Annotated in this window: 18 protein-coding genes; 8 read left to right on the top strand and 10 right to left on the bottom strand. The window is 42.0% G+C overall.

The features are described from left to right. Nucleotides 1–361: 361 nt before the first annotated feature. From OKW21_RS22425 to OKW21_RS22435, 3 genes are all read right to left on the bottom strand, one after another. Nucleotides 362–1126, bottom strand: coding sequence for a DUF2262 domain-containing protein (locus tag OKW21_RS22425; RefSeq protein ID WP_277483705.1), 765 nt, complete (start codon nucleotides 1124–1126; stop codon nucleotides 362–364). 108 nt (nucleotides 1127–1234) lie between these two features. After that, a complete protein-coding gene (locus OKW21_RS22430) occupies nucleotides 1235–1537 on the bottom strand; it encodes a hypothetical protein (RefSeq protein ID WP_277483706.1) in 303 nt (100 codons plus the stop codon). Between the two features lie 200 nt (nucleotides 1538–1737). Beyond that, nucleotides 1738–2478, bottom strand: a complete 741-nt coding sequence (locus OKW21_RS22435) for a hypothetical protein (RefSeq protein ID WP_277483708.1) — start codon at nucleotides 2476–2478, stop codon at nucleotides 1738–1740. Between the two features lie 925 nt (nucleotides 2479–3403). Between OKW21_RS22435 and OKW21_RS22440 the strand changes: the two genes are divergently transcribed. After that, nucleotides 3404–3613 carry a hypothetical protein gene (locus tag OKW21_RS22440; protein WP_277483710.1) on the top strand — a complete coding sequence of 70 codons (210 nt, stop codon included), beginning with the start codon at nucleotides 3404–3406 and terminating at the stop codon, nucleotides 3611–3613. Beyond that, a complete protein-coding gene (locus OKW21_RS22445; RefSeq protein WP_277483712.1) occupies nucleotides 3597–4055 on the top strand; it encodes a PQLLE family protein in 459 nt (152 codons plus the stop codon). The genes OKW21_RS22440 and OKW21_RS22445 overlap by 17 nt, the downstream gene beginning before the upstream one ends. A 317-nt stretch (nucleotides 4056–4372) precedes the next feature. Here OKW21_RS22445 and OKW21_RS22450 read toward each other — a convergent pair whose 3' ends face one another. The 7 genes from OKW21_RS22450 to OKW21_RS22480 all read right to left on the bottom strand — a co-directional run bounded on the left by OKW21_RS22450 (nucleotide 4373) and on the right by OKW21_RS22480 (nucleotide 9937). After that, nucleotides 4373–6118 (bottom strand): TonB family protein, encoded by a 1746-nt coding sequence (locus tag OKW21_RS22450; protein WP_277483714.1) that lies wholly within the window; start codon nucleotides 6116–6118, stop codon nucleotides 4373–4375. Further along, the gene (locus tag OKW21_RS22455; protein ID WP_277483718.1) at nucleotides 6115–6477 is read right to left on the bottom strand and encodes a BlaI/MecI/CopY family transcriptional regulator; all 363 of its coding nucleotides are present in this window, start codon (nucleotides 6475–6477) and stop codon (nucleotides 6115–6117) included. The genes OKW21_RS22450 and OKW21_RS22455 overlap by 4 nt, the downstream gene beginning before the upstream one ends. A 254-nt stretch (nucleotides 6478–6731) precedes the next feature. After that, the gene (locus tag OKW21_RS22460; protein ID WP_277483720.1) at nucleotides 6732–7457 is read right to left on the bottom strand and encodes a DoxX family protein; all 726 of its coding nucleotides are present in this window, start codon (nucleotides 7455–7457) and stop codon (nucleotides 6732–6734) included. Nucleotides 7458–7633: 176 nt separating this feature from the next. Continuing rightward, nucleotides 7634–8392, bottom strand: coding sequence for a hypothetical protein (locus tag OKW21_RS22465; RefSeq protein WP_277483723.1), 759 nt, complete (start codon nucleotides 8390–8392; stop codon nucleotides 7634–7636). Next, on the bottom strand, nucleotides 8373–8564 hold the full coding sequence (locus OKW21_RS22470) for a hypothetical protein (protein WP_277483724.1): 192 nt from the start codon (nucleotides 8562–8564) through the stop codon (nucleotides 8373–8375). Before OKW21_RS22470 ends, OKW21_RS22465 begins: the two co-directional genes overlap by 20 nt. 356 nt (nucleotides 8565–8920) lie before the next feature. Beyond that, entirely contained in the window at nucleotides 8921–9571 is a 651-nt protein-coding gene (locus OKW21_RS22475) for a DNA alkylation repair protein (protein WP_277483726.1), read from the bottom strand. A 231-nt stretch (nucleotides 9572–9802) separates the two neighbouring features. Continuing rightward, nucleotides 9803–9937: a hypothetical protein gene (locus OKW21_RS22480; protein ID WP_277483728.1), complete on the bottom strand. Its 135-nt coding sequence runs from the start codon at nucleotides 9935–9937 to the stop codon at nucleotides 9803–9805. Nucleotides 9938–9944: 7 nt separating this feature from the next. Here OKW21_RS22480 and OKW21_RS22485 point away from each other — a divergent pair, with 7 nt between their 5' ends. The 6 genes from OKW21_RS22485 to OKW21_RS22510 all read left to right on the top strand — a co-directional run bounded on the left by OKW21_RS22485 (nucleotide 9945) and on the right by OKW21_RS22510 (nucleotide 19296). Continuing rightward, nucleotides 9945–10262 carry a hypothetical protein gene (locus OKW21_RS22485; protein WP_277483731.1) on the top strand — a complete coding sequence of 106 codons (318 nt, stop codon included), beginning with the start codon at nucleotides 9945–9947 and terminating at the stop codon, nucleotides 10260–10262. 705 nt (nucleotides 10263–10967) lie between these two features. After that, nucleotides 10968–11573, top strand: coding sequence for an RNA polymerase sigma factor (locus OKW21_RS22490; protein ID WP_277483733.1), 606 nt, complete (start codon nucleotides 10968–10970; stop codon nucleotides 11571–11573). Nucleotides 11574–11679: 106 nt separating this feature from the next. Then, nucleotides 11680–12714 (top strand): FecR family protein, encoded by a 1035-nt coding sequence (locus tag OKW21_RS22495; protein ID WP_277483735.1) that lies wholly within the window; start codon nucleotides 11680–11682, stop codon nucleotides 12712–12714. A gap of 76 nt (nucleotides 12715–12790) precedes the next feature. Next, nucleotides 12791–16189, top strand: coding sequence for a SusC/RagA family TonB-linked outer membrane protein (locus tag OKW21_RS22500; protein ID WP_277483736.1), 3399 nt, complete (start codon nucleotides 12791–12793; stop codon nucleotides 16187–16189). 13 nt (nucleotides 16190–16202) lie between these two features. Beyond that, nucleotides 16203–17684 (top strand): RagB/SusD family nutrient uptake outer membrane protein, encoded by a 1482-nt coding sequence (locus OKW21_RS22505; RefSeq protein ID WP_277483738.1) that lies wholly within the window; start codon nucleotides 16203–16205, stop codon nucleotides 17682–17684. Between the two features lie 10 nt (nucleotides 17685–17694). Continuing rightward, on the top strand, nucleotides 17695–19296 hold the full coding sequence (locus OKW21_RS22510; protein WP_277483741.1) for a sulfatase: 1602 nt from the start codon (nucleotides 17695–17697) through the stop codon (nucleotides 19294–19296). The last annotated feature ends 114 nt before the right edge of the window (nucleotides 19297–19410 follow it).

The following is a 19410-nucleotide window of genomic DNA, read 5'->3' on the forward strand; positions in this document are numbered from 1 at the left end:
TATGTCTTTATCTAGTACCTTTTTTCTGTGCCGGTATAGATGGGGGGAAACTGACATCCATACTTCAAAGACAGGTTTTTAGCTTTCAAAGATCAGCTATGAAAAATATAAAATTAGATAATACAGCTTCGGTCTTTTTCATCTGAGGGAAGTTGCGAATCCATATTTTACATCTTTGCCTGATGACCGCTACTTAACGCTCTGTGAGACCATGCCTCGGGAAACTTACTACACTATCTGGTTCATTTTGAGTGAAACGGTAACTTGAACCTTTATTGTCTTTTATATTGAGGCTTTGTTGGAACATCACGGTTTGCCGGGGCGGCCCTAGCCGTGCGATTAATGATGTTCTTACACCTGCTCATCCCACTAAATCTGCGCTTTCAACGCCATCAGATAAATTACCATTTACATTAATTCCATGTCCCCAAAACAAATCTCCATCATCAAACCAGCTTTCAAAAGCCCCATCATCCCAGACACTTATGGAAGTTATCTTGATTCTTTTTTCAAACTCACTTTCAGTGAATGGCTCATCGTGTTCTTCTAACCAACTTTCATTCTTTAGAGGCAATAGCTCTTCAATGATGATTTGAATAAATTTCTTATTCCAATCTCGCTGCTTTTCAAATAAAGAAATGGCTACTTCTTCTGAGCGGATGGGCGGCGTATCTTCATCCATCAACATCAATTCTATTTCATGATCACACCATATCTGGGTTGAAACAAACCAGTTCGGACCTCTTTCTAAAGTGAATACCCCTAATCGCTCACTATGAAAGATGATGGGTTGCTTCCTCTTATTTCTTATAAGCTCAAACCTTTTGTCCTCTATATTAACTTGCTCAATGGATGAAAGTAGAATGCGCTGCTGACCATAATGCTCTATCTGTACTCCCTTAATGGTAATGATATCCAGTTGATTGATATTGCTCACATCATATTGAAAAGAAGGAATTTCTTTAGTAACGTATATATCTTCTTCAATAATCTCTGAATCATTCTTAGCATAGGCAAAAAAGCTAAACCCCAATGATACAGCATCGTCTGTACCCACTTTTGCGACACCATCTTCATCTACAATGCCTGTGAATGTATCAAGTTCTTCTTTCTTAAATATGCTCATAAGTTGCCGTAGCCTCATTAAAATATCTTATGCCTGTGATCAAAACGGTACTAATGCTTACCACATTTACGCTGCGCTAAACTTGCGGGAGAGTGAGGAGTAGTTTAATTAAGTGTTATCAACAAATACCCCAATTTGACAATTAAAGTTTGATGGACTTGTTGGTGAATATATATTTGTGCCATAATTATTGTCCACTTCAAATAATTGTTTTTCCATTTTAAAATTTATTTTTCTCACAACATATTCTTCACCTTCATATTCTAAAGTATTCCCAATTTCTATAAATTGAGATTCGTCATATGTATGCTTTTTAATATTAAGCAAGTCAAACGATTCTCGATTGTAGAAGTATGCAATTGTTGCCCCTTGAACATGTTGAAGTAAAATTCTCACTTGTAATTGTTCCATACAATATATTATTGTTAAAATTTTCAATTGTTTGTAAAGAAAAGGACAGCATATCCTATTGCAGATAACGGATTTGTATGAACTACTATCCTGGTGAAACATCATTAATGAGCTTCTTTGCTTACCACAAGTTACACTGCGCTAAACTTGCGATAGAGGTATAGAGGGGATATGACATATATACAATTTTAGGCAACGTTTTATTTTTTCTTTTGCTCTCTTAATATTCGGTTTATCAGTTGAATCTTATCAAGATTTTCCATCACAGAATTGGAGTCAGTCAAATCAATTGATTCTTTGCCTTCTATTTTAAAATTAGGTATTAATGAATAGCTCATTATTTCATAATCATCGTTACTTAAGTCTAATTCTTTTAGTTCAATTGGCATATAATCAATTCTACTCACATTCTCATTTTCGTCAAAACTTACCGCTCCTATTAATCGTTCCTCTTCCGCAACTGCGCCATATTTGGTTAGATAACTTAATTTTAATATCAGAACTAAATTATCAAAAACGGTAATTGATGAATATTCAAACTCAGTCTCGTTAATATATTGAATTGTTCCAAACATATAATCTCTATAGTTGCCAGCAATTCTTATTGTTTTATAATCACCTGGTGAGAGGATGACATATGCTTCTTTATTGTTCATGGGACTAATTCTTTTGAAGAAGCCTCCGCTAGTATCTTTTACTTCCAGATGTAACTCTGCATTCAACAACACTTCTGTTTGATTGCCTGTATTTTTAATTAAAAGTGGTATAACTATTTCATCCTTTTTTAATTCAGGAGTCAGGGTGGTGTAGAATAAAGAATGTTTTATGTTAAAGAATTGAAAATAAAAACTAAATCCTGAAATTAATAATGCTATAATACTAATCAGTAAACTGGGTGTTCTAATGATTTTTGTTGCCTTTTTCCAATACTTACTGTTCAATGCTTTTTATGATTAGTGTGTTTTTTTAATGTTGCTTAACAACAAGTCGCCGCAAATTTACGGCTATCTACAATCTATCATCTTAAAAGTAATACTACAATTTAACTTTTATCAGTTTAACTATCAATAAAACCTCTTTTTTGAGTATTTCCCAATAATAATTAGTAAATATTTTTTACTTACCTTGTGAAATCACACCTAATTTAAAGGCAATCTCCAATATATACCTACTCAAAATCATCCTATGATTCTGGCACTAAGTGTTGATATTCAGTCCGTAAGGCTTAAGCTGTAGGTAAGGCTTACCATAAGGGTAATGCAGTGTTTTATTCATGTTTTTTATATTTTCCTCTGGAAACCATTCCTTTTCCTCTAAAGCTTACCTGCTGTGTTCGCTGCTGCTAACTTGGGTTGGCTGGCTTAAGCTTTCTAGGCGGGCTTTCCCTTACATTTCGCACTCAGGCAAAACTGTTTGTGCAGGCCGGCAGAAAAGCTTTTTTGTGTCAATGATTGCTTGTGCGGCTGGTACACAGTCCTGTATTCCCGGTCAAAGCTCATTGTGCAGCCTTGCACAATGACATCTGCCAGGGCAAATATTACATTGCAGCACCAAAATATCAGTTTTGACCAGGTCGGAAAGACTGTGCAGCCCGGAAAAATCGTTGCTGCCACCCAAAAAGTCTTTGGGATGTAAGTGCAATGTAAGTTCTGCCCGGCAGGAATCTTTGTGCAGCAGCACGCACTCATTCCTGCCACCTCCTGAGTGTTTGTGCAACCCGACAGAGGCAGTCCAAAATTGTGCGAATATTTACACTTCCTTGCATGCTCTATGAAAAGTCTCATCATCTCACTTTTGCGGCGCTTCCTGCGCCCAAATTTGTTGAGAGATGCTAAAAATATGTAAAACCCTAATAATCTGATTGTTATGCAAAAACGAACAGTTTCCGCCGAAGTAGCGCAGGCAAACATCGCCATTGAGAACGCTCTGAACAATGAACATATCATGAAAAAGCTGGCGGCTTTTAATTACAACCTGAAGCGTATGCAGGAAGGTAAAGTTTTGAAGGAAGAGCTGGAAATGCTGGAGTCGGTCAAGCAGGATAAATACGGTCAGCAGTTTGGCAAGGACCGATAGTATTTACGCGCAGCAAAAGGAGATCATGCAACGCTATACGCGGCATTGCAAAAAGGCACGCCTGGCCTTTGAAGGGCAGCGCGGTATACTGGAACAATTACAACTCCCGGGTAAGCGTAAGGGCGATATACATGGTCTGATGAGCCAGATCAATGCCTTCTATAGCAAAATAGAGCAGTATGCGGAGCAAATCAGCAAATTTGATATCAGCCAGGAAGAAGTAGCCCAGACCAAAGCCATGCTGGAAGCCCTGGCTGCCGCCCGGCTGCAACAGATAGAGAGCAAAGGTGAAGCGCAGCATGCCACGCACCAACGGGATGCCAGCCGCAAGGAGCTGAGAAAGTGGATGGCACAGTTCCGAAAAGTAGCCCGCATCGCCCTGGCCGATGAACCGCAACTGCTGGAAAGCCTGGGCATTGTAGTGCCTACGCAGAAGGTGTAAAATTGGAGATTACAAATTGCAGATTTAAAATTGATAACCTGCTAACCTTCAGGTCATCCCGCAGCAAAGCGGCCTCCATGAATGGAGGGAGCTTTACCATATCCCAAAGCTTCTGAAATTCAGGATGGTTAAGATTCCTGGTCCCCAGCGGCTCCGCTGCGCTACGGAATGACCCACCCTCGCTTCAGTCCGGGACGCGTAGTCCGGGACTTGCCAGTCCGGGACTGAAGCTAGTAATTACGTTTGTAGCGTACGGCGTGTAACGTACGGCGTGTGACGCAGGGCGTGAAACATGTATACTTTTTACTTTGGAGGCTTTACTCCCCTTCCAGTCTCACACTTTCGTAGCCGACACAACTGATGTGCAGGTCCTGGGATGCATCGGCTTTCAGTTTGAAAGTCCCATCCAGATCAGATACGGTTCCGCTGGTAGTACCGGCTACCAGAATATTGACTCCGGGAAGCGCACCGCCCTCTTCATCGTAGACCGTACCGGACCACATACCCCCGGCATAGTGGGCATCTACTTTGAGCTTGTTGTTTTTTTGCTCCACTTCCTCAACAATAACCATCCCCTGTGTGCTGTTGTCAGGATTTGTCTTGCCTTCATTCAGCTTAAAGACAATGGGCATCACCATCCTCACCCTTACCGGCTTCCCTCTCTGTTTTCCGGGTTTGAAGGCAGGAGCATTCCGGATGACTCTTACCGCTTCAGCATCACAGTCTTCACTAATGCCTCTGACTGCTTTTACCTCTGTGAGAGAGCCATCTCTCTCCACCACAAACTGCACGAATACGCGTCCTTCAATACCCTGCTGCCGTGCCTGCAAGGGATAGCTGATCTCATTTCCAATATAACGGTAGAAAGCGTCCATCCCTCCTACAAATTCAGGCTGCTCCTCCACTACGGTAAAGAGCTCTCCTTCCATTTTGGACTGCTCAGAAAGATAGTCAAAGTTGGCTCCGTCCTTTTTGAGGGCGATGTAAATGGCTCGGTTCGCCTTATCCACATTGATCAAATGGATCAGTTCAGGGTCAAGGTTTTGCAGTTCTTCTATATCGGACATTTCATCATCCTCAGGCACATCTACTTTCATAAAGGATAATTCATCCCTGAGCTCTACAAGCCCCTGCTGCATGGAGGCAGGTAGCTGATCAAAGGGAATCGCGTTGCTCTGGCTGCCCATCTCTTTGATTTCCTGGTCCATCTCTTCGGTACAGGCAAATACGATGAAGAGTAATGCGCATAGTGCTGCCAGTGTCCCCAGTTTCCAGGGGCTCACATTTTTTGCTTTTTGTTTCATTGCTGTTAGTCGTTTAAAAATTAAACCATCATGAAACGAGCTGGCCAGGCTCAGTCCATTGGATTTCAGAGTAGAACTGATCAGTATAGACGAATACTGGTCAATGTGATATGACTCAAGGGCATACGCATCAGCCTGATATTCGTGTATTTTTTTCATTTCCTTTATGATAAACCATGCCGTAGGCAGCCACCAGAAACATATTTTGAACAGCTCAAAGAATAGTATGTCGTAGGTATGTCCCAAAGAAGCGTGTGCCCTCTCATGCGTCAGCAACACCTCATAATCCTGCTGGTTTTTATCAATATCATCACTTATAAAAATCCAGTTAAAAAAGGTAAAGCTGCCTTCAATATCCCGGATTTTACGGATGTACAGTTCATTAAATTTCTCATAGCTACTCTTGCGTTCCAAGCAGATAAGGTAGCACACACTGTTCAGGAATTTTAGCAGAAAGCATAGGCTGATGGCCAGGTACAGCCAGATCAACAGTTCGTAATTCCAGATTGAGGTATCAGCCGGAGAGGAAACGGTCATCGCTTCCAGGGGAATGGCTTCCATAGCAACGGCAGTAGTGGGTTCGCTGGCGGAAAAGAACAGTTTTGGTAGTTTGAGTAATGGAATGCTCAAAGCGAGAAATGTAGCGCCTAAAAGATAAAATCTCATTTTGGCATACTGTCGCTCTTTGCTGAGGAAGCACCAATACCCCAGCAGTAGTGCGATATGGATCAGCGAAAGTTCTACTAGATAATTGCTCATGCGTCTTTGTCTTTAAGTTCTTTGATAAGTTGCTCCAGTTCATTGAGGCTGAGTTTTTCCTCTTTGGTAAAGAAGGAAACCATTTGCTGATAGGACCCGCTGAAATATCTTTTTACAAATCCTTTCATAAAGGACCTGGTATAGGCCTCTTTGGTAATCACAGGATAATATTTATGAGACTTACCATGTATCTCATGGCCTACAAATCCTTTCTGTTGCAGAATTCTTACGATGGTAGAAACAGTATTGTAGGCAGGTTTGGGTTCGGGCAGCTTTTCAATCATGTCCTTTACAAATGCTGCGTCCAACGCCCAGAGTACCTGCATGATTTCTTCTTCGGCTTTCGTTAATTCTTTCATTGATGAGACTGTTCTATCCGGGTATAAACTAAATGCTTAGTTAAAACTAAAGAATTAGTTTATGATCTCCTAATCTTTGAACTAAAAAATTAGTTAGTGAATGATTGGGAGTTCATGCAGAGGAATGTATTCAGCTTGTCAGCATAGCTGACGCTTAAGTTTGCTGTTCTGTTTTGAGCTAAAAAATTATGAACTGAGGAAGAGGAATTTATCAAACGACAGGTCTGCCTGGCCTCAGCTGTATTTGTTATTTTTTAATTGCCCAAAGCTGTCTCATATTCCTCCAGACATTCATTGAGCGGATTTCCATCTGTGTGGATGCATTGGCAGAACGCATTTCCTGCCTCTGCATCATGGGTACCTTCAAATTGTTTTACGCAATCCTTGAGTGAATTTCTGGGCATTACCGCATACATATTGAAGGTTACTACCGCAGCAATCACAATAACAACGGTCGCGGCAAAAGCGATAAAATACTTAAACGGAAATTCTTTTTGGTATGCGCTGGTTTCTTTGTGCCCCTGCTGAAAAGGGTAGTTCTTAACGGGAAGAATAAATTTCAACTTATCATAGTTCCAAGCAAGCAGGTACAGGTTCGCCAGCACCATCAATGGTGCGGTAAGCAGTGAGCCATCAAAGCGGACGGCGAAGGAAAGGATACAGATATTCAGAATGATCGGAAAGTAGATCAAAGCGCCCAGCGTCACGCTACGCGGTATGAGTAAAAGAATGCCTGCTGCGATTTGAGCAATGCCGATAAAAGTATAATAGTAAGCCGTAAAATGTAGTGCTTCCAGATAATGTCCCATAGGATGCACCACAGACAGGCCGCTGGCAAAGCGCTCCCCTATTACTTTAGTGATCCCTGCGGGTATAAAACCTGCTGCCAGCACTATCCGGTTGAATACAGAGAAGTAATACAACCATAAATTTTGTCTGGCTTGTGAGTGTGCCTTGTCAAGTCTATCTAAAATATCCAAGCTGGTTTTTTTTACTACTGTTACTCAGCCGCAAAAGCAGGCTCTGTATAAATTTAGTATTTCTACCAATAGTATTATGTCTCTCTTTCCATCTCCAAAAATTTACAAAATATATTTTTTCTTGGGATAGTAAAGTAGATAAAAGCCTGGCTATCTCAAGTTGTATGTGCGTTTCATTATAATCGTCTGAATAGCACAATGGATGAAGCAATCATCCAGCTCATGCCTACCGGTATGATTAAAAATCCATAAGTCGTCAGCCCGCCTGCATACATAGCTAAGGCATTGAGTATGCCCGTAAACAAGCAAATAATACTCCAGATGAGTAGCCATTTGGGAACCCAGTCGTCTTTTCCGGCAAATGAAATTAAAAGCGGCCCGGTACCCAATATAAGGATGGTTGCTATCCAATCAGCTCTTGTGGCAAACCATCCTACCGCCTCGGCTATTGCTGCCACAGATGGTGAGTTATTCGGTGCAAGCCTAACGACAACCGCCAGCCAGGCTACATAAGACACAACTACTATGGGAATAGCGATCCAATAGTTATACTGTGCTATTTTTGCGATGATCAAACGTTTGGTGCTAATGCTTAGCATCATCGTTGCCCCGACACCGAGGAGCATAACGCCACAAATCCAAACAGATAAGTTAGCGATAAGTAGAGTGCTTTTTTCATGGGCTGTTGTCAGGTAGTTTTCTAATTCAGCGGTATCAAGTGCTGCGTCAAGGTCGGCACCCGAGCTGCCCCATAGGGCAGCTCCGCATAGCATACACAAAGATCCAATCAGGGTAGTATATGCCCCTATTTTAGTAGCTGTAAGTATGTTTTGTTTTTCCATCTGACCGGTAATTTTAGTTGATAGTTCTTTATCTGATCCTGCTACCCGGATGGGATTATCGCAGGCCGGATTTTTAAACAGGAGTACCTCCACCACTTGCCTTCAGAGAACAGTACTTTGCCAGTTTTATAAGATTTTCTCCGGCGTAATTCCAGTATTGTTCGTTGAGCCTTAGCGGTCTATCGCCATTCTTAAGCAGCAGCGCCCCCCGGCAGGGAATTGCCATTCCGGGAATTACCATTCCGGGAGCTATTTTATTCAGCAATTAAAATACTACATATCAACCTTTTACAGCAAACAAATATCTTATAACGTATGCTCAGCTACTTAACTAATGCTATTGGATTCCCATTTTGCCCGAACATCAGGTTGAAACCTGTTTTTACATGATTCAGTTGAGCAGATCTAAGAATGTCATAAAGCTTTATTCCATCCTTAGCATGAAATACTTTTGTGCTTAGGTTTTCCTCCCTTTCTTCCTGAGGGTGAGTACCAAGGTAGTGCGAGAGTAGAAGCACTTCACTTTCAATTGGGCCTTATGTTTGTTAATGTTTGATCAATATAACTTGAGTCGTTTAAAACATATTACGTTTGTACATACAATACTGTGTGAAGTATTGATTACAGGTTTCGTTTATTAGCTTCAATCGTGATGAATTCCGGTAAATAATTAGGTGTACATCCTTTAGATACCATTTCACCTTTGTAAAGCCCCGTTTTCTCCCCAAGTTTTATACAACGGCTACGATATTTTTCATCAAAAACACCAATCCACCCGGCTACAAAGTTCATCGCCCACTGAACTTCAGGTTCTTCATCTGTAATTTCAGCTTCTATTTTAGAAAGCAAGACCGCGGTATTGTCAGGGGGTGTCTGGCCGGTCCACCTTAGTCGTCCCTGATAATACCAATAAGCTCGTCTTTGGAGGGAAGAAGGACTATTTTCCCACGATTCCATCAGTTCAATTTTCTCTCTGGATTTGGTAAGCTGATTAGCCATTAACCAATCCATTAATTGGTTTCGTTTGTCGGATGTGTGGGTCTGAATATCTTGATCAAGCTTATTAAGCAAATCTGATGACAGAAGTTTGTTATCGAAAACTAAAATTGCCAAAAGTCTCGGCAAAACTTCTCCTGTCGACCACAATTCCATCGCTAGCGCATGGTCCTTTTTAATTTCTTTTGCAATTTTACGCAGGTCTCCTAGTTTGGTATCGTGATTAATTTGTCCTAGAATATGCGCTGCTTTCGAGGAAAGTTTCATATTTGCCATCAGGATTTTACTTTTAATTTTCACACAAAAACCTACTGAAATTGTGCTTTTTTACAATATAGGTTTTCCTCTTAAACCTCGCAAGAGAGTATTTCAGTGGCGTTTAAGCAGCAGCGCCCCCTCGCCAGGAATCACCATTCCGGGAATTACCATTCCGGGAATCGCTATTCCAGATGCTTTTCAAATTTGACATTAGAACCTGCCACCAGAAAACCATAGGAGAGCTGGTGCTTATGCACCGCCCGCATCAGCCGATCTATATCCTCTCGCTGCAGTGCCACCCGCCTCTAGCCCATCATACCCGCTGCATTTAGCTCTGGCGCAGGATGCCTCCCGGCTTTCCTGAAAGCCCCAATTTGTCGCCATGACCTTGATGGAAAGATCCGCAGGAACAGGAAAATCCAGCAGAGAGTTTTCTTCCGGGAGTGTGGTATTGAATCATAATCCGCCACCCAGCGCACCCCTTAAGGGATGCGAAATATCCCCCAGCTTTACGATACGAAAGCAAAGAGATGCATGGACTGATTACTGTGTACATTTTGATGGTACCAAAACCGAACTTTTAAAAAACCACTTTGACAAGAAAACAAGGATTCCGGCACATCATACGAGGGATGAAGATTTTCGCATGGCTCTTGTTAAGGCACTTAATCCACGCTTTATGTATGGGCTAAGTCAAATCACATCTTGAATATGCAAGTATGAGTTTTCAGCGATTGCTCGCCTCTTGCTTATACCCTGCTCAGTTTATGCATTATCAAAATGTACAGGATACCGATGTGATTTCTAATAATATCACTTTCATGAAAGAATATGCAGGTGAAGTTTTAACCTTCTGAAAACTGGCTGAACAGAGTAGTTTGCCCGTAGCCCGCCATTCTAAATTATTTACGCAAAAGACAGTTTTCTCACCCGTTGATCATTTTATTCAATTAAAGATTCAGTATGCCGGTCCATGGCTTGGCTATATCTCGATTTTATGAGAAAGAGGTAGCTCATATGGCAGGTTATCAGGACGCTCTTATTATTTTTCCAGGATATTTGAAAAGCCAATGCAGATGTCGCCCATTGAATTTAGAAAAGAGATAGGCAAAAAACTAATACTACAGGCAAGCAAATAGATTGAAATAATGCAGCATAGACGAACTGAAAAAGCATTTCGAGCAACATTATCCACGCTGATTTAGCATTTATTGGCTTTTAATAGAATCCATATTAGTAATGCTATGAGCTTAGAGATGGCTGAGGTTAAGAATTTATAAAATATTGTCGTATAATTTGGAGATTTCACTATTTAAGTAAAATGATACCTTATCAATCTTATGGTATTTCCCCAAACAATAAGTATTATTTGATTTTTGTCTCAGAGCAGTAATAAGTAAGTATGTAGGATAAGATGGATAGCACATCAAAAAAATTAATTCAGGATTGGCTAGATGAATTTGCCCAGGGCAATGAAAACGCCTACAAGCTGTTATTTCATCAATATTACAACCCATTATTACTGTATGGGATCACAATTACCAAACACCAGCACATTGTTGAAGATCAGATTCAGGAAATATTCATATGGTTATATCAGCACCCTCAAAAGTGTCGTTCTATTCAAAACCTAGAAACATATCTCTTTATAGCGCTCAAAAAAAACATTCTTTCATCGCTCCGGAAGGAAACTAACTTGCAAAATCGCGAGCGTGAATATACTTATGATCAAAATCGTGAATCCAATGGCGTTGAGGAAAAATGGATTCATTCAGATAGTCAAAAACAGCAGTATCATTGGTTAGCAAAGCAAATAGACCAACTTCCACCTCGTATGAGAGAAGTTGTATTTCTGCGTTATTATCAAAGTTTAGGCTTTAATGAAATCGCACATATCATGTCGGTTACTCCTCAGGTTGCGCAGAACTTTGCTTTACGCGCGCTGAAGAAAATGCGCAAGTCTTTACCTCTCCTTCAACGTTTACTCTCTTTTACTCTCACTGTATTGATCGCTAATTAGCGCATTAGCTATCCAGCGAATAAAAAAAAATAGTTTTCAAAGGTTATATCCGTAAGGTGGCGTCATCCTTAATACAAACAGTAAACTTTGCCTCAACACTTTATCAATGACAATGAACGAAAGCAACTACCTTCACTATACAGTTGATGATTATGCAGTAGATCCTTCCTTCAGAAAATGGTGTCTGTCAGAGGGTGAGACAGGAAGCGCATTTTGGGAAACTTTTTTACTCCGTCACCCTGAGAAAGCAGAAGAGATAGAAGCAGCCCGTAGAATTGTATTGGGAGTAGATCAGCATTTTGCCAGCCGGGAAGCTAGCCCCGCTAGCATTGAAAGCCATTATCTACAAACTTTAAAAACAGCACAACAAAGAGAACGTACTATTAAGCTAAAGCGACAAAAATTACAATTTGCGGCTGCCATTACTTTGCTTATCGCTGCAGCTATTTCATTTACTTATTACACCTTCTCCTCATCGGATGAATCCAGCCTCCTTGTATATCGCACCGATTACGGAGAGCAAAAGACGATTCAGCTGCCTGACAGTTCCCTCGTCAGGCTTAACGCCAATTCTAAACTCATTATAAATCCCACATGGGAGATAGATTCACTACGTGAGGTCTGGCTGGAAGGAGAGGCATACTTCTCCGTAGCAAAGAAGCCTGCGCATCATACAAAATTTGTAGTGCATGCGCAAGAATTGAATGTGGAAGTACTCGGCACTCAATTTAACGTAAATACCATGGAAGGAGCTACCGAGGTGGTATTGGATGAAGGAAAAATCAAACTGTCTAAAAGTGATAATACGGAAACAATAACCATGTCACCTGGAGAAATGGCGACCTTTTCCGTAAGTACCCGCAGAATAACAAAAAAACAAGTCAACCCACAGTTATACAGAAGCTGGAAGGAAGGATACCTAACCTATGAAGAAGCAAGATTGTCCGAAGTTTTGAAGGACGTACAGCAAACATTTGGGTATACCATAGTGGTAAAAGACTCGCTTTTGCTGGAAGAAACCATTAGCGGAGCATTATCCTCCAATGACCTGGATTCATTGCTTATCGTGCTGAAAGATATCATACCGAAGATTTCTTTTACACAAAATGATCAGCAGCTGATTGTGACTAAGAAAAAATAAAAAATCAAGCGAACATCTTTTGCCCAGCAAAGGGTAATGAGGGTTCATTATACTTTTTCTACTAATCCACATAATTATGAGAAAACTTAAACAATCTATTACACTCACGGTGATACTTTGCTGCTGGAGCATTATTCCACTAGCAGCTCAAAATTTTGCTACAAGTCAACAACTAACTACCTTTTCTTCAGGTGAAAAAAACGAAAGCAGTCAGGGTGAAGAGAAAATTTATATCATTCAAGCATTGGATGAATTAAGCAAAACGTATCAGGTATTTTTCACTTATAATACCGCTCTCCTGAAGACTTATCGGGTCAGCACTGAATATCGTCAGGTTAAAAATGTAAAGGCTAGTCTGGAGACTTTGTTGAAGCAAACCCACTTCAGCTTTAAGAAGCGAGGTAGAGATAACTTCGTGATTGTTGAGAAAGAAAAAGAACGAATAGGGAATATAGCACCTGACCTTATCTCGCCAAAAAACTCTTCTAACATCTCTGTTCGGCAGGTAAGGGTTGTCTTAGCTAACATTTCTGGTAAGGTAACAGCCATATCTGACAATTCAGCTCTACCCGGCGTCAATGTGCTGGTTAAAGGCACCAATAATGGTACTGTTACCGATGTCGAGGGCAACTATACGCTTAACGTACCTAATCAAAACGATACGCTCATTTTTTCTTCTATCGGTTATGTTTCCGAAGAAATACCTGTCAACGGACGTACAAGCATCAATGTGGCTATGGCAGAAGATATACAGAGCCTCAATGAGGTAGTGGTGGTAGGTTATGGCACCCAGAAAAAAAGCGACCTGACCGGAGCCATAGCGACAGTGACAGCCGAAGATTTTGCGCCAGGTACCAATTCTGATGCTGTTCAATTGTTGAATGGCTCAGCACCCGGTGTAAAGGTGAGCCAGGTAAGCTCAGCACCTGGAGGAGGCATCAAGATTCAAATCCGAGGAGCGGGCTCAATCAACAGTTCAAATGAGGTCCTTTTTGTGGTGGACGGATTGCCCGGGGTTGACCCATCATCGCTTAGCCCCCAGGATATTGAGTCTATTGATGTGCTGAAAGATGCATCAGCAGCAGCCATTTATGGTACCCGAGCAGCCAATGGCGTAGTGCTTATTACCACTAAAAAAGGGAAGGCGGGGCAAACCACATTTAGTTACGATGCTTATTATGGTACACAATCGGTTTCCAAACAGCTGGATGTCTTGGGAGGAGCTGATTATATGCAACTCATTAATCTTAGAAGTACTAATCCGGTGTATACTGATGAAGAAATCGCTAGTATAGGAGAAGGCACCAACTGGCAAGATGAGATATTTACACGCGCTCCCATACAAAACCATCAGCTTTCTATGTCAGGAGGAAATGATAATGGCAATTACTATATCGGACTCAATTACTTTGATCAGGAGGGCATTGTAAAAACATCGTCTAATAAAAAATATAATGCCAGGATTAACGCCCAGACCAGCCCCTTGGAAAACCTGCTTATTTCGGCTAATATGAATTTTACCCGGGAGAATACCCAGGAAATATTGTTTTCTAATGCTGCCAACGATTTTGCCGGACCTATCAATACAGCAATACAGTTTGACCCTAGCTTACCTCCGAGCCTCAATGATCAGGGCAGGTATTACCTTAATCCGACCATCGCCCTGGACAATCCAGTCGCCCTTATTGAAGGTATTGACGAACAGAACCTTTCTACACGGTTCTATGGTTCCCTCTCAGCAGATTATGAGGTGGTAAATAATCTTACAGCCACGGTGCGACTAGGGGCAGAGATAAGAAATGCAAGGAATGATTTTTATCGTAGCCGGGTAGCTGATCTGGGTAGAGCCAATGGCGGCATTGGTAATGTTGGCTCTACTGAATTTACCCACTGGGTTACCGACTATTTGTTAAAATACGAAAACACTTTCAATGGCATTCACGATTTTTCAATTTTGGGTGGGGCTACTTTTGAAGAATTTATCACACGTGGTGTATCTGCTAGTTCCGCGGGCTTTCTATCTGACGTTACCCAAACCAATCTGCTGCAGAGTGGTGATGGTGAGTTGCGGGATAATGTATCCAGTTCTCAATTCAAAAACCAGCTCAATGGATTTTTAGGAAGAATGACCTATGGGTATGAAGGTAAATATTTATTGACGGCATCGTTTCGTGTGGATGGTTCTTCCAGATTTTCAGAAGATAATAAGTATGCTTTTTTCCCTTCAGCATCTGTGGGCTGGCGGATAAGTGAGGAGGCTTTTATGGAAGGTATTCAGTGGGTAGACAACCTGAAACTCAGAGCAGGATATGGTGAGTTGGGGAACCAGGGCATCAATAATTTTGAAACGATACAGACATTAGTGGCAGGTGGAAACTCTGTCTTTGGAGGTGCTATTTACCAAGGTGTGGTTCCTGCCCGGCTGCCTAATCCTGATTTGAAGTGGGAAACTACCGCTGAAGTAAACTTAGGACTTGACTTCGCTTTTGTAAACGGAAGAATTTCTGGTAGTATAGACTACTTCAACCGCAAAACTACTGATCAGTTATTTGTAAAGCCCTTACCCTCAGTCGTAGGCTTCTCATCAGTAAGAACTAACCTGGGAGAAGTAAAGAACAGCGGAGTGGATTTTGGACTGCAAACTGTGAATGTTACCGGTAAGTTTAGCTGGAACAGCTCACTCAATATGTCCTTCCTGAAAAATGAAGTGACTAAATTGCCAGAATTCACTCAGGAGATTATCGGTGGCCAAATTGGCACCTTTATAAGTAATTATACCATAGTACAGGAAGGAGCTCCTTTACTTTCTTACTATGGTTATGAAATCAATGGTATATTTCAGGAAGGTGACGATATTGAAAGTGCCCCCACTCCCGATGTGAGTGGCTATGCTGCCGGGATGCCACGCTTTGTAGACCAAAACGAGGACGGAGTGATAGATGATGATGACCGGGTTATTCTGGGCGATCCCTTTCCCGACTTTAGTTTCGGCTTCAACAATAGATTCAGATATCAGGGTATTTCATTAGATGTGTATATTTTAGGGGTACAAGGCATCGAGACACTGGACGCTAATGTGACTGAGTCTTTATACCCTACCAACGATGCGAGAAACTCAATCTCCCGATACTATCTGAACCGCTGGACTCCTGAGAACCCTTCCAACGAATTACCGTCGGGCATCAATCCCAGTTTGTACGGAGGGGCCCGCATTGTCAATACACTGACAGTGGCAGATGCATCTTTTGTCAGGTTAAAAAATATTACGCTTGGCTATGATATTCCTCTGGAAACAAGTGGAGCGCTCTCTTCTCTGAGAGTTTATCTGGCTGCCGAAAATTTGTTGACGATTACCGATTTTGAAGGTTATGATCCGGACGCCAGTGCAGCTGGTGAAAATAACGTAACCAAAGTAAATTACAACAGCTACCCTCTGGCTCGTACTTTTCGTGTGGGTGTAAATGTTCAATTTTAAAAATTAAACGGAAATGAAAATATATAGCAATAGAACCAGCCTTTTTGTAGCATTCCTGATGGTAATATGGGGGACGGCCTGCAAAGATTTTTTAGAAGAGGAAACATTTACCGAATATGATCCCAATGAGTTTTTGCAGGATGAATCCGGTGTAGATGCACTACTGACTGGAGCTTATTCTGCCATTAACATTACAGGCTATAATATGCGAAATAACTACTTTATCCTGGGAGAATTCCCTACCGACATGACCTGGGAGACTGGTGGGGGGCTTAACAGACTGGTAGTTCCGATGATACAATTTAACTGGGATGCCTCCATAGGTTTTTTCAATGGGGAGTACAATGGATATTATAGCGCCATTTCCAGAGCAAATAATGTGCTTCTGGTTTCCCGCTCATTATCCGATATCCCCCAAGAAACCATTAACAAAATTGAAGGTGAAGCAAGGTTTATCAGGGCGTTCTCATATTATATGTTGCATAACTTGTTTGGCCCTACTCCTATTATTGAAATCCCTGAAGGCGCCAGTCTGGACGAAATTGAGGCGATAGGTAAAGAGACACCACGGGCGACTGAAGAAGAGTATAGGGCATATGTAGAAGCAGACCTCTTGTTTGCTGCTGATAATCTGGAAGCCGGAGGTTTTTCAAGCAGAGGAAATAAAGGAAATGCACTGGCCCTCTTAACCAAGTTTTACCTGAATAATAAGGAGTGGCAAAAGGCGGCCGATGTTGCTCAACAAGTCTTAGGTATGGATTACACACTGTACGAAGATTATACCCAGCTATTTTCCATAGAAGGGGAAGATAATAATGAATTTATCTTTAGATTTGAGTGCTTGTTAGGAAGTAATCAGATAAATGTATATATGCCACACGCGTTTCCCCCTAATTATCCTATTCAAAACAATTGGATAAACTTTGGCGCCATGTTCAGGACTTATACAGCATTTTACGAAACCTTTGAAGAGCAAGATATCAGACGACAGCTTTTTGTATCTGAATATGTAGAGATAGGAAATACTGAGCCAACCCAACTCAACAGGGATAGCGAAGGCAACCCACTGGACGACGTGAGAAGCTTCAAGTATTTGCCAGATCCCAATGCTATCGGTCAGGAAAATGGCAACGATATTCCTTATATCAGACTTGCTGATATTATTCTCACCAGGGCTGAAGCACTGAATGAAATCAGCGGTCCTACTCCCGAGGCTATTGACTTGATCAACCAGGTTCGGAATCGTGCCAATGCTACGCCTATCACATTGGCTCAGTATCCTGATAAAGAAAGCCTGCGCGATTTTATATTAGCGGAAAGAGGAAGGGAATTCTACTCAGAAGGTCTGCGTAGGGAAGATCTTATCCGTCATGGAAAGTTCATCCAACAAGCCCTGGACAGAGGCATAGCTGCTGAAGACTATCAGGTACTCTATCCGCTTCCTCAACCTCAGCTTGATAACAATCCTAATCTAGAACAAAACCCCGGATATTGATTAAAACTTTATGAAACGACACACTAATACATTGATTATAACCTCTTTATCTCTTTTAAGCTTTGTATTTGTTGCCTGTAACAATCAAAGTGAAAACGAAAATGAAGCGGTAAAGCCTAATGTTGTATTTATTTTAGTAGATGATCTTGGCGTACATGATTTAAGCTTTACCGGCAGCGAATATTACGAAACCCCCAATGTAGACCGCATTGCCCGGGAAGGCAGCGTTTTTACCCAGGGCTACGCTGCCAGCAGGGTTTGTAGCCCCTCAAGGGCAAGTATTATGCTAGGGGAGTTCACTGCCAGGCACGGCATCACGGATTGGATAGGGGCAAAATCCGGGACTGAGTGGCGAGCTCTGGGCAGGAATGACAAGCTGCTGCCCGCAGCATATGTACACAATCTTCCTCAGGCAGACACTACCCTGGCTGAGGCAATGCGTGCGCATGGTTATAAAACTTTTTTTGCCGGTAAATGGCATCTGGGCAGTGATGGTTCTCATCCTGAAGATCATGGATTTGATATCAATAAGGGGGGCTGGGATGTAGGCAGCCCTATAGGCGGCTATTTTTCGCCCTGGGAAAATCCCAAGCTGGACAATACCACCCAAGGCGAAAACCTGTCAATGCGGCTGGCTAAGGAGACCGCTAATTTTATAGAGGAAAATAAGGACTCCACCTTTTTTGCTTATCTGTCTTTTTATGCTGTACATGGCCCCATACAAACCACAGAAATAAAGTGGGAAAAGTACCGGGACAAAGCTGAACAGATGGGCATACAGGATCATGGTTACGAAATGGAACGCGTCCTGCCGATAAGAACTGTACAGGACAATCCAATTTATGGGGGACTGGTAGAACAGATGGATGATGCCGTCGGGCTGGTGCTGGATAAGCTTGACTCCCTGGGCCTGGAAGATAATACTATTGTCGTTTTTACCTCTGACAATGGGGGTGTAGCTTCAGGTGACGCTTTCTCTACTACCAACCTGCCCCTTCGTGGTGGTAAAGGATATCAGTGGGAAGGCGGCATTCGGGAGCCTTATTTTATCAAGGTACCCTGGTTGGAAAACAGCAGCAAAACCATTGACTATCCGGTGACCGGAACTGATTTTTTTCCTACCATACTTGATCTGGCCAATCTGCCTTTGATGCCCGGTCAACATGTGGATGGCGTTAGTCTTAAACCTTTACTGGAAGGGAAAACAGTAGCAGAGCGTCCATTATTCTGGCATTACCCGCACTACGGGAACCAGGGGGGTGAGCCGGCCTCAATCATCAGAGACAAGGCCTGGAAGCTGATTCATTATTGGGAAGATGATAGAAACGAACTGTATAATCTGGAGGAAGATCCGGGAGAGAAGCAAAATGTAGCTGATGCATATCCTGAGGTCACCGAAAGGCTTCATGAACAGTTGCAGGCTTTTCTGAAGAGTGTTGACGCGAACCTACCGGCCCGTGACACTACCTTCAGCGCTGAACTTGCCGTAGAAAAACATAGAGAAAAAGTAGAAGTGCTTATGCCCAGGCTTGAGCAGCAAAGAAAACAGTTTTTGCAGAAAGACTTTACCCCCAATGAAGACTGGTGGGGCAGTAAAGTAACGAAAGATTAAGCAGCAGGGCTTTTTAATGAAAGAAATCGGGCTGTGTACAAAACGTATACAGCCCGATTGATGATGTAAGACAGCCTGGCAAAGCAGTTAAGATCGGTAAAGCCTGCATGCTCA

It is taken from the genome of Catalinimonas alkaloidigena (assembly GCF_029504655.1).
GTDB lineage: Bacteria > Bacteroidota > Bacteroidia > Cytophagales > Cyclobacteriaceae > Catalinimonas > Catalinimonas alkaloidigena.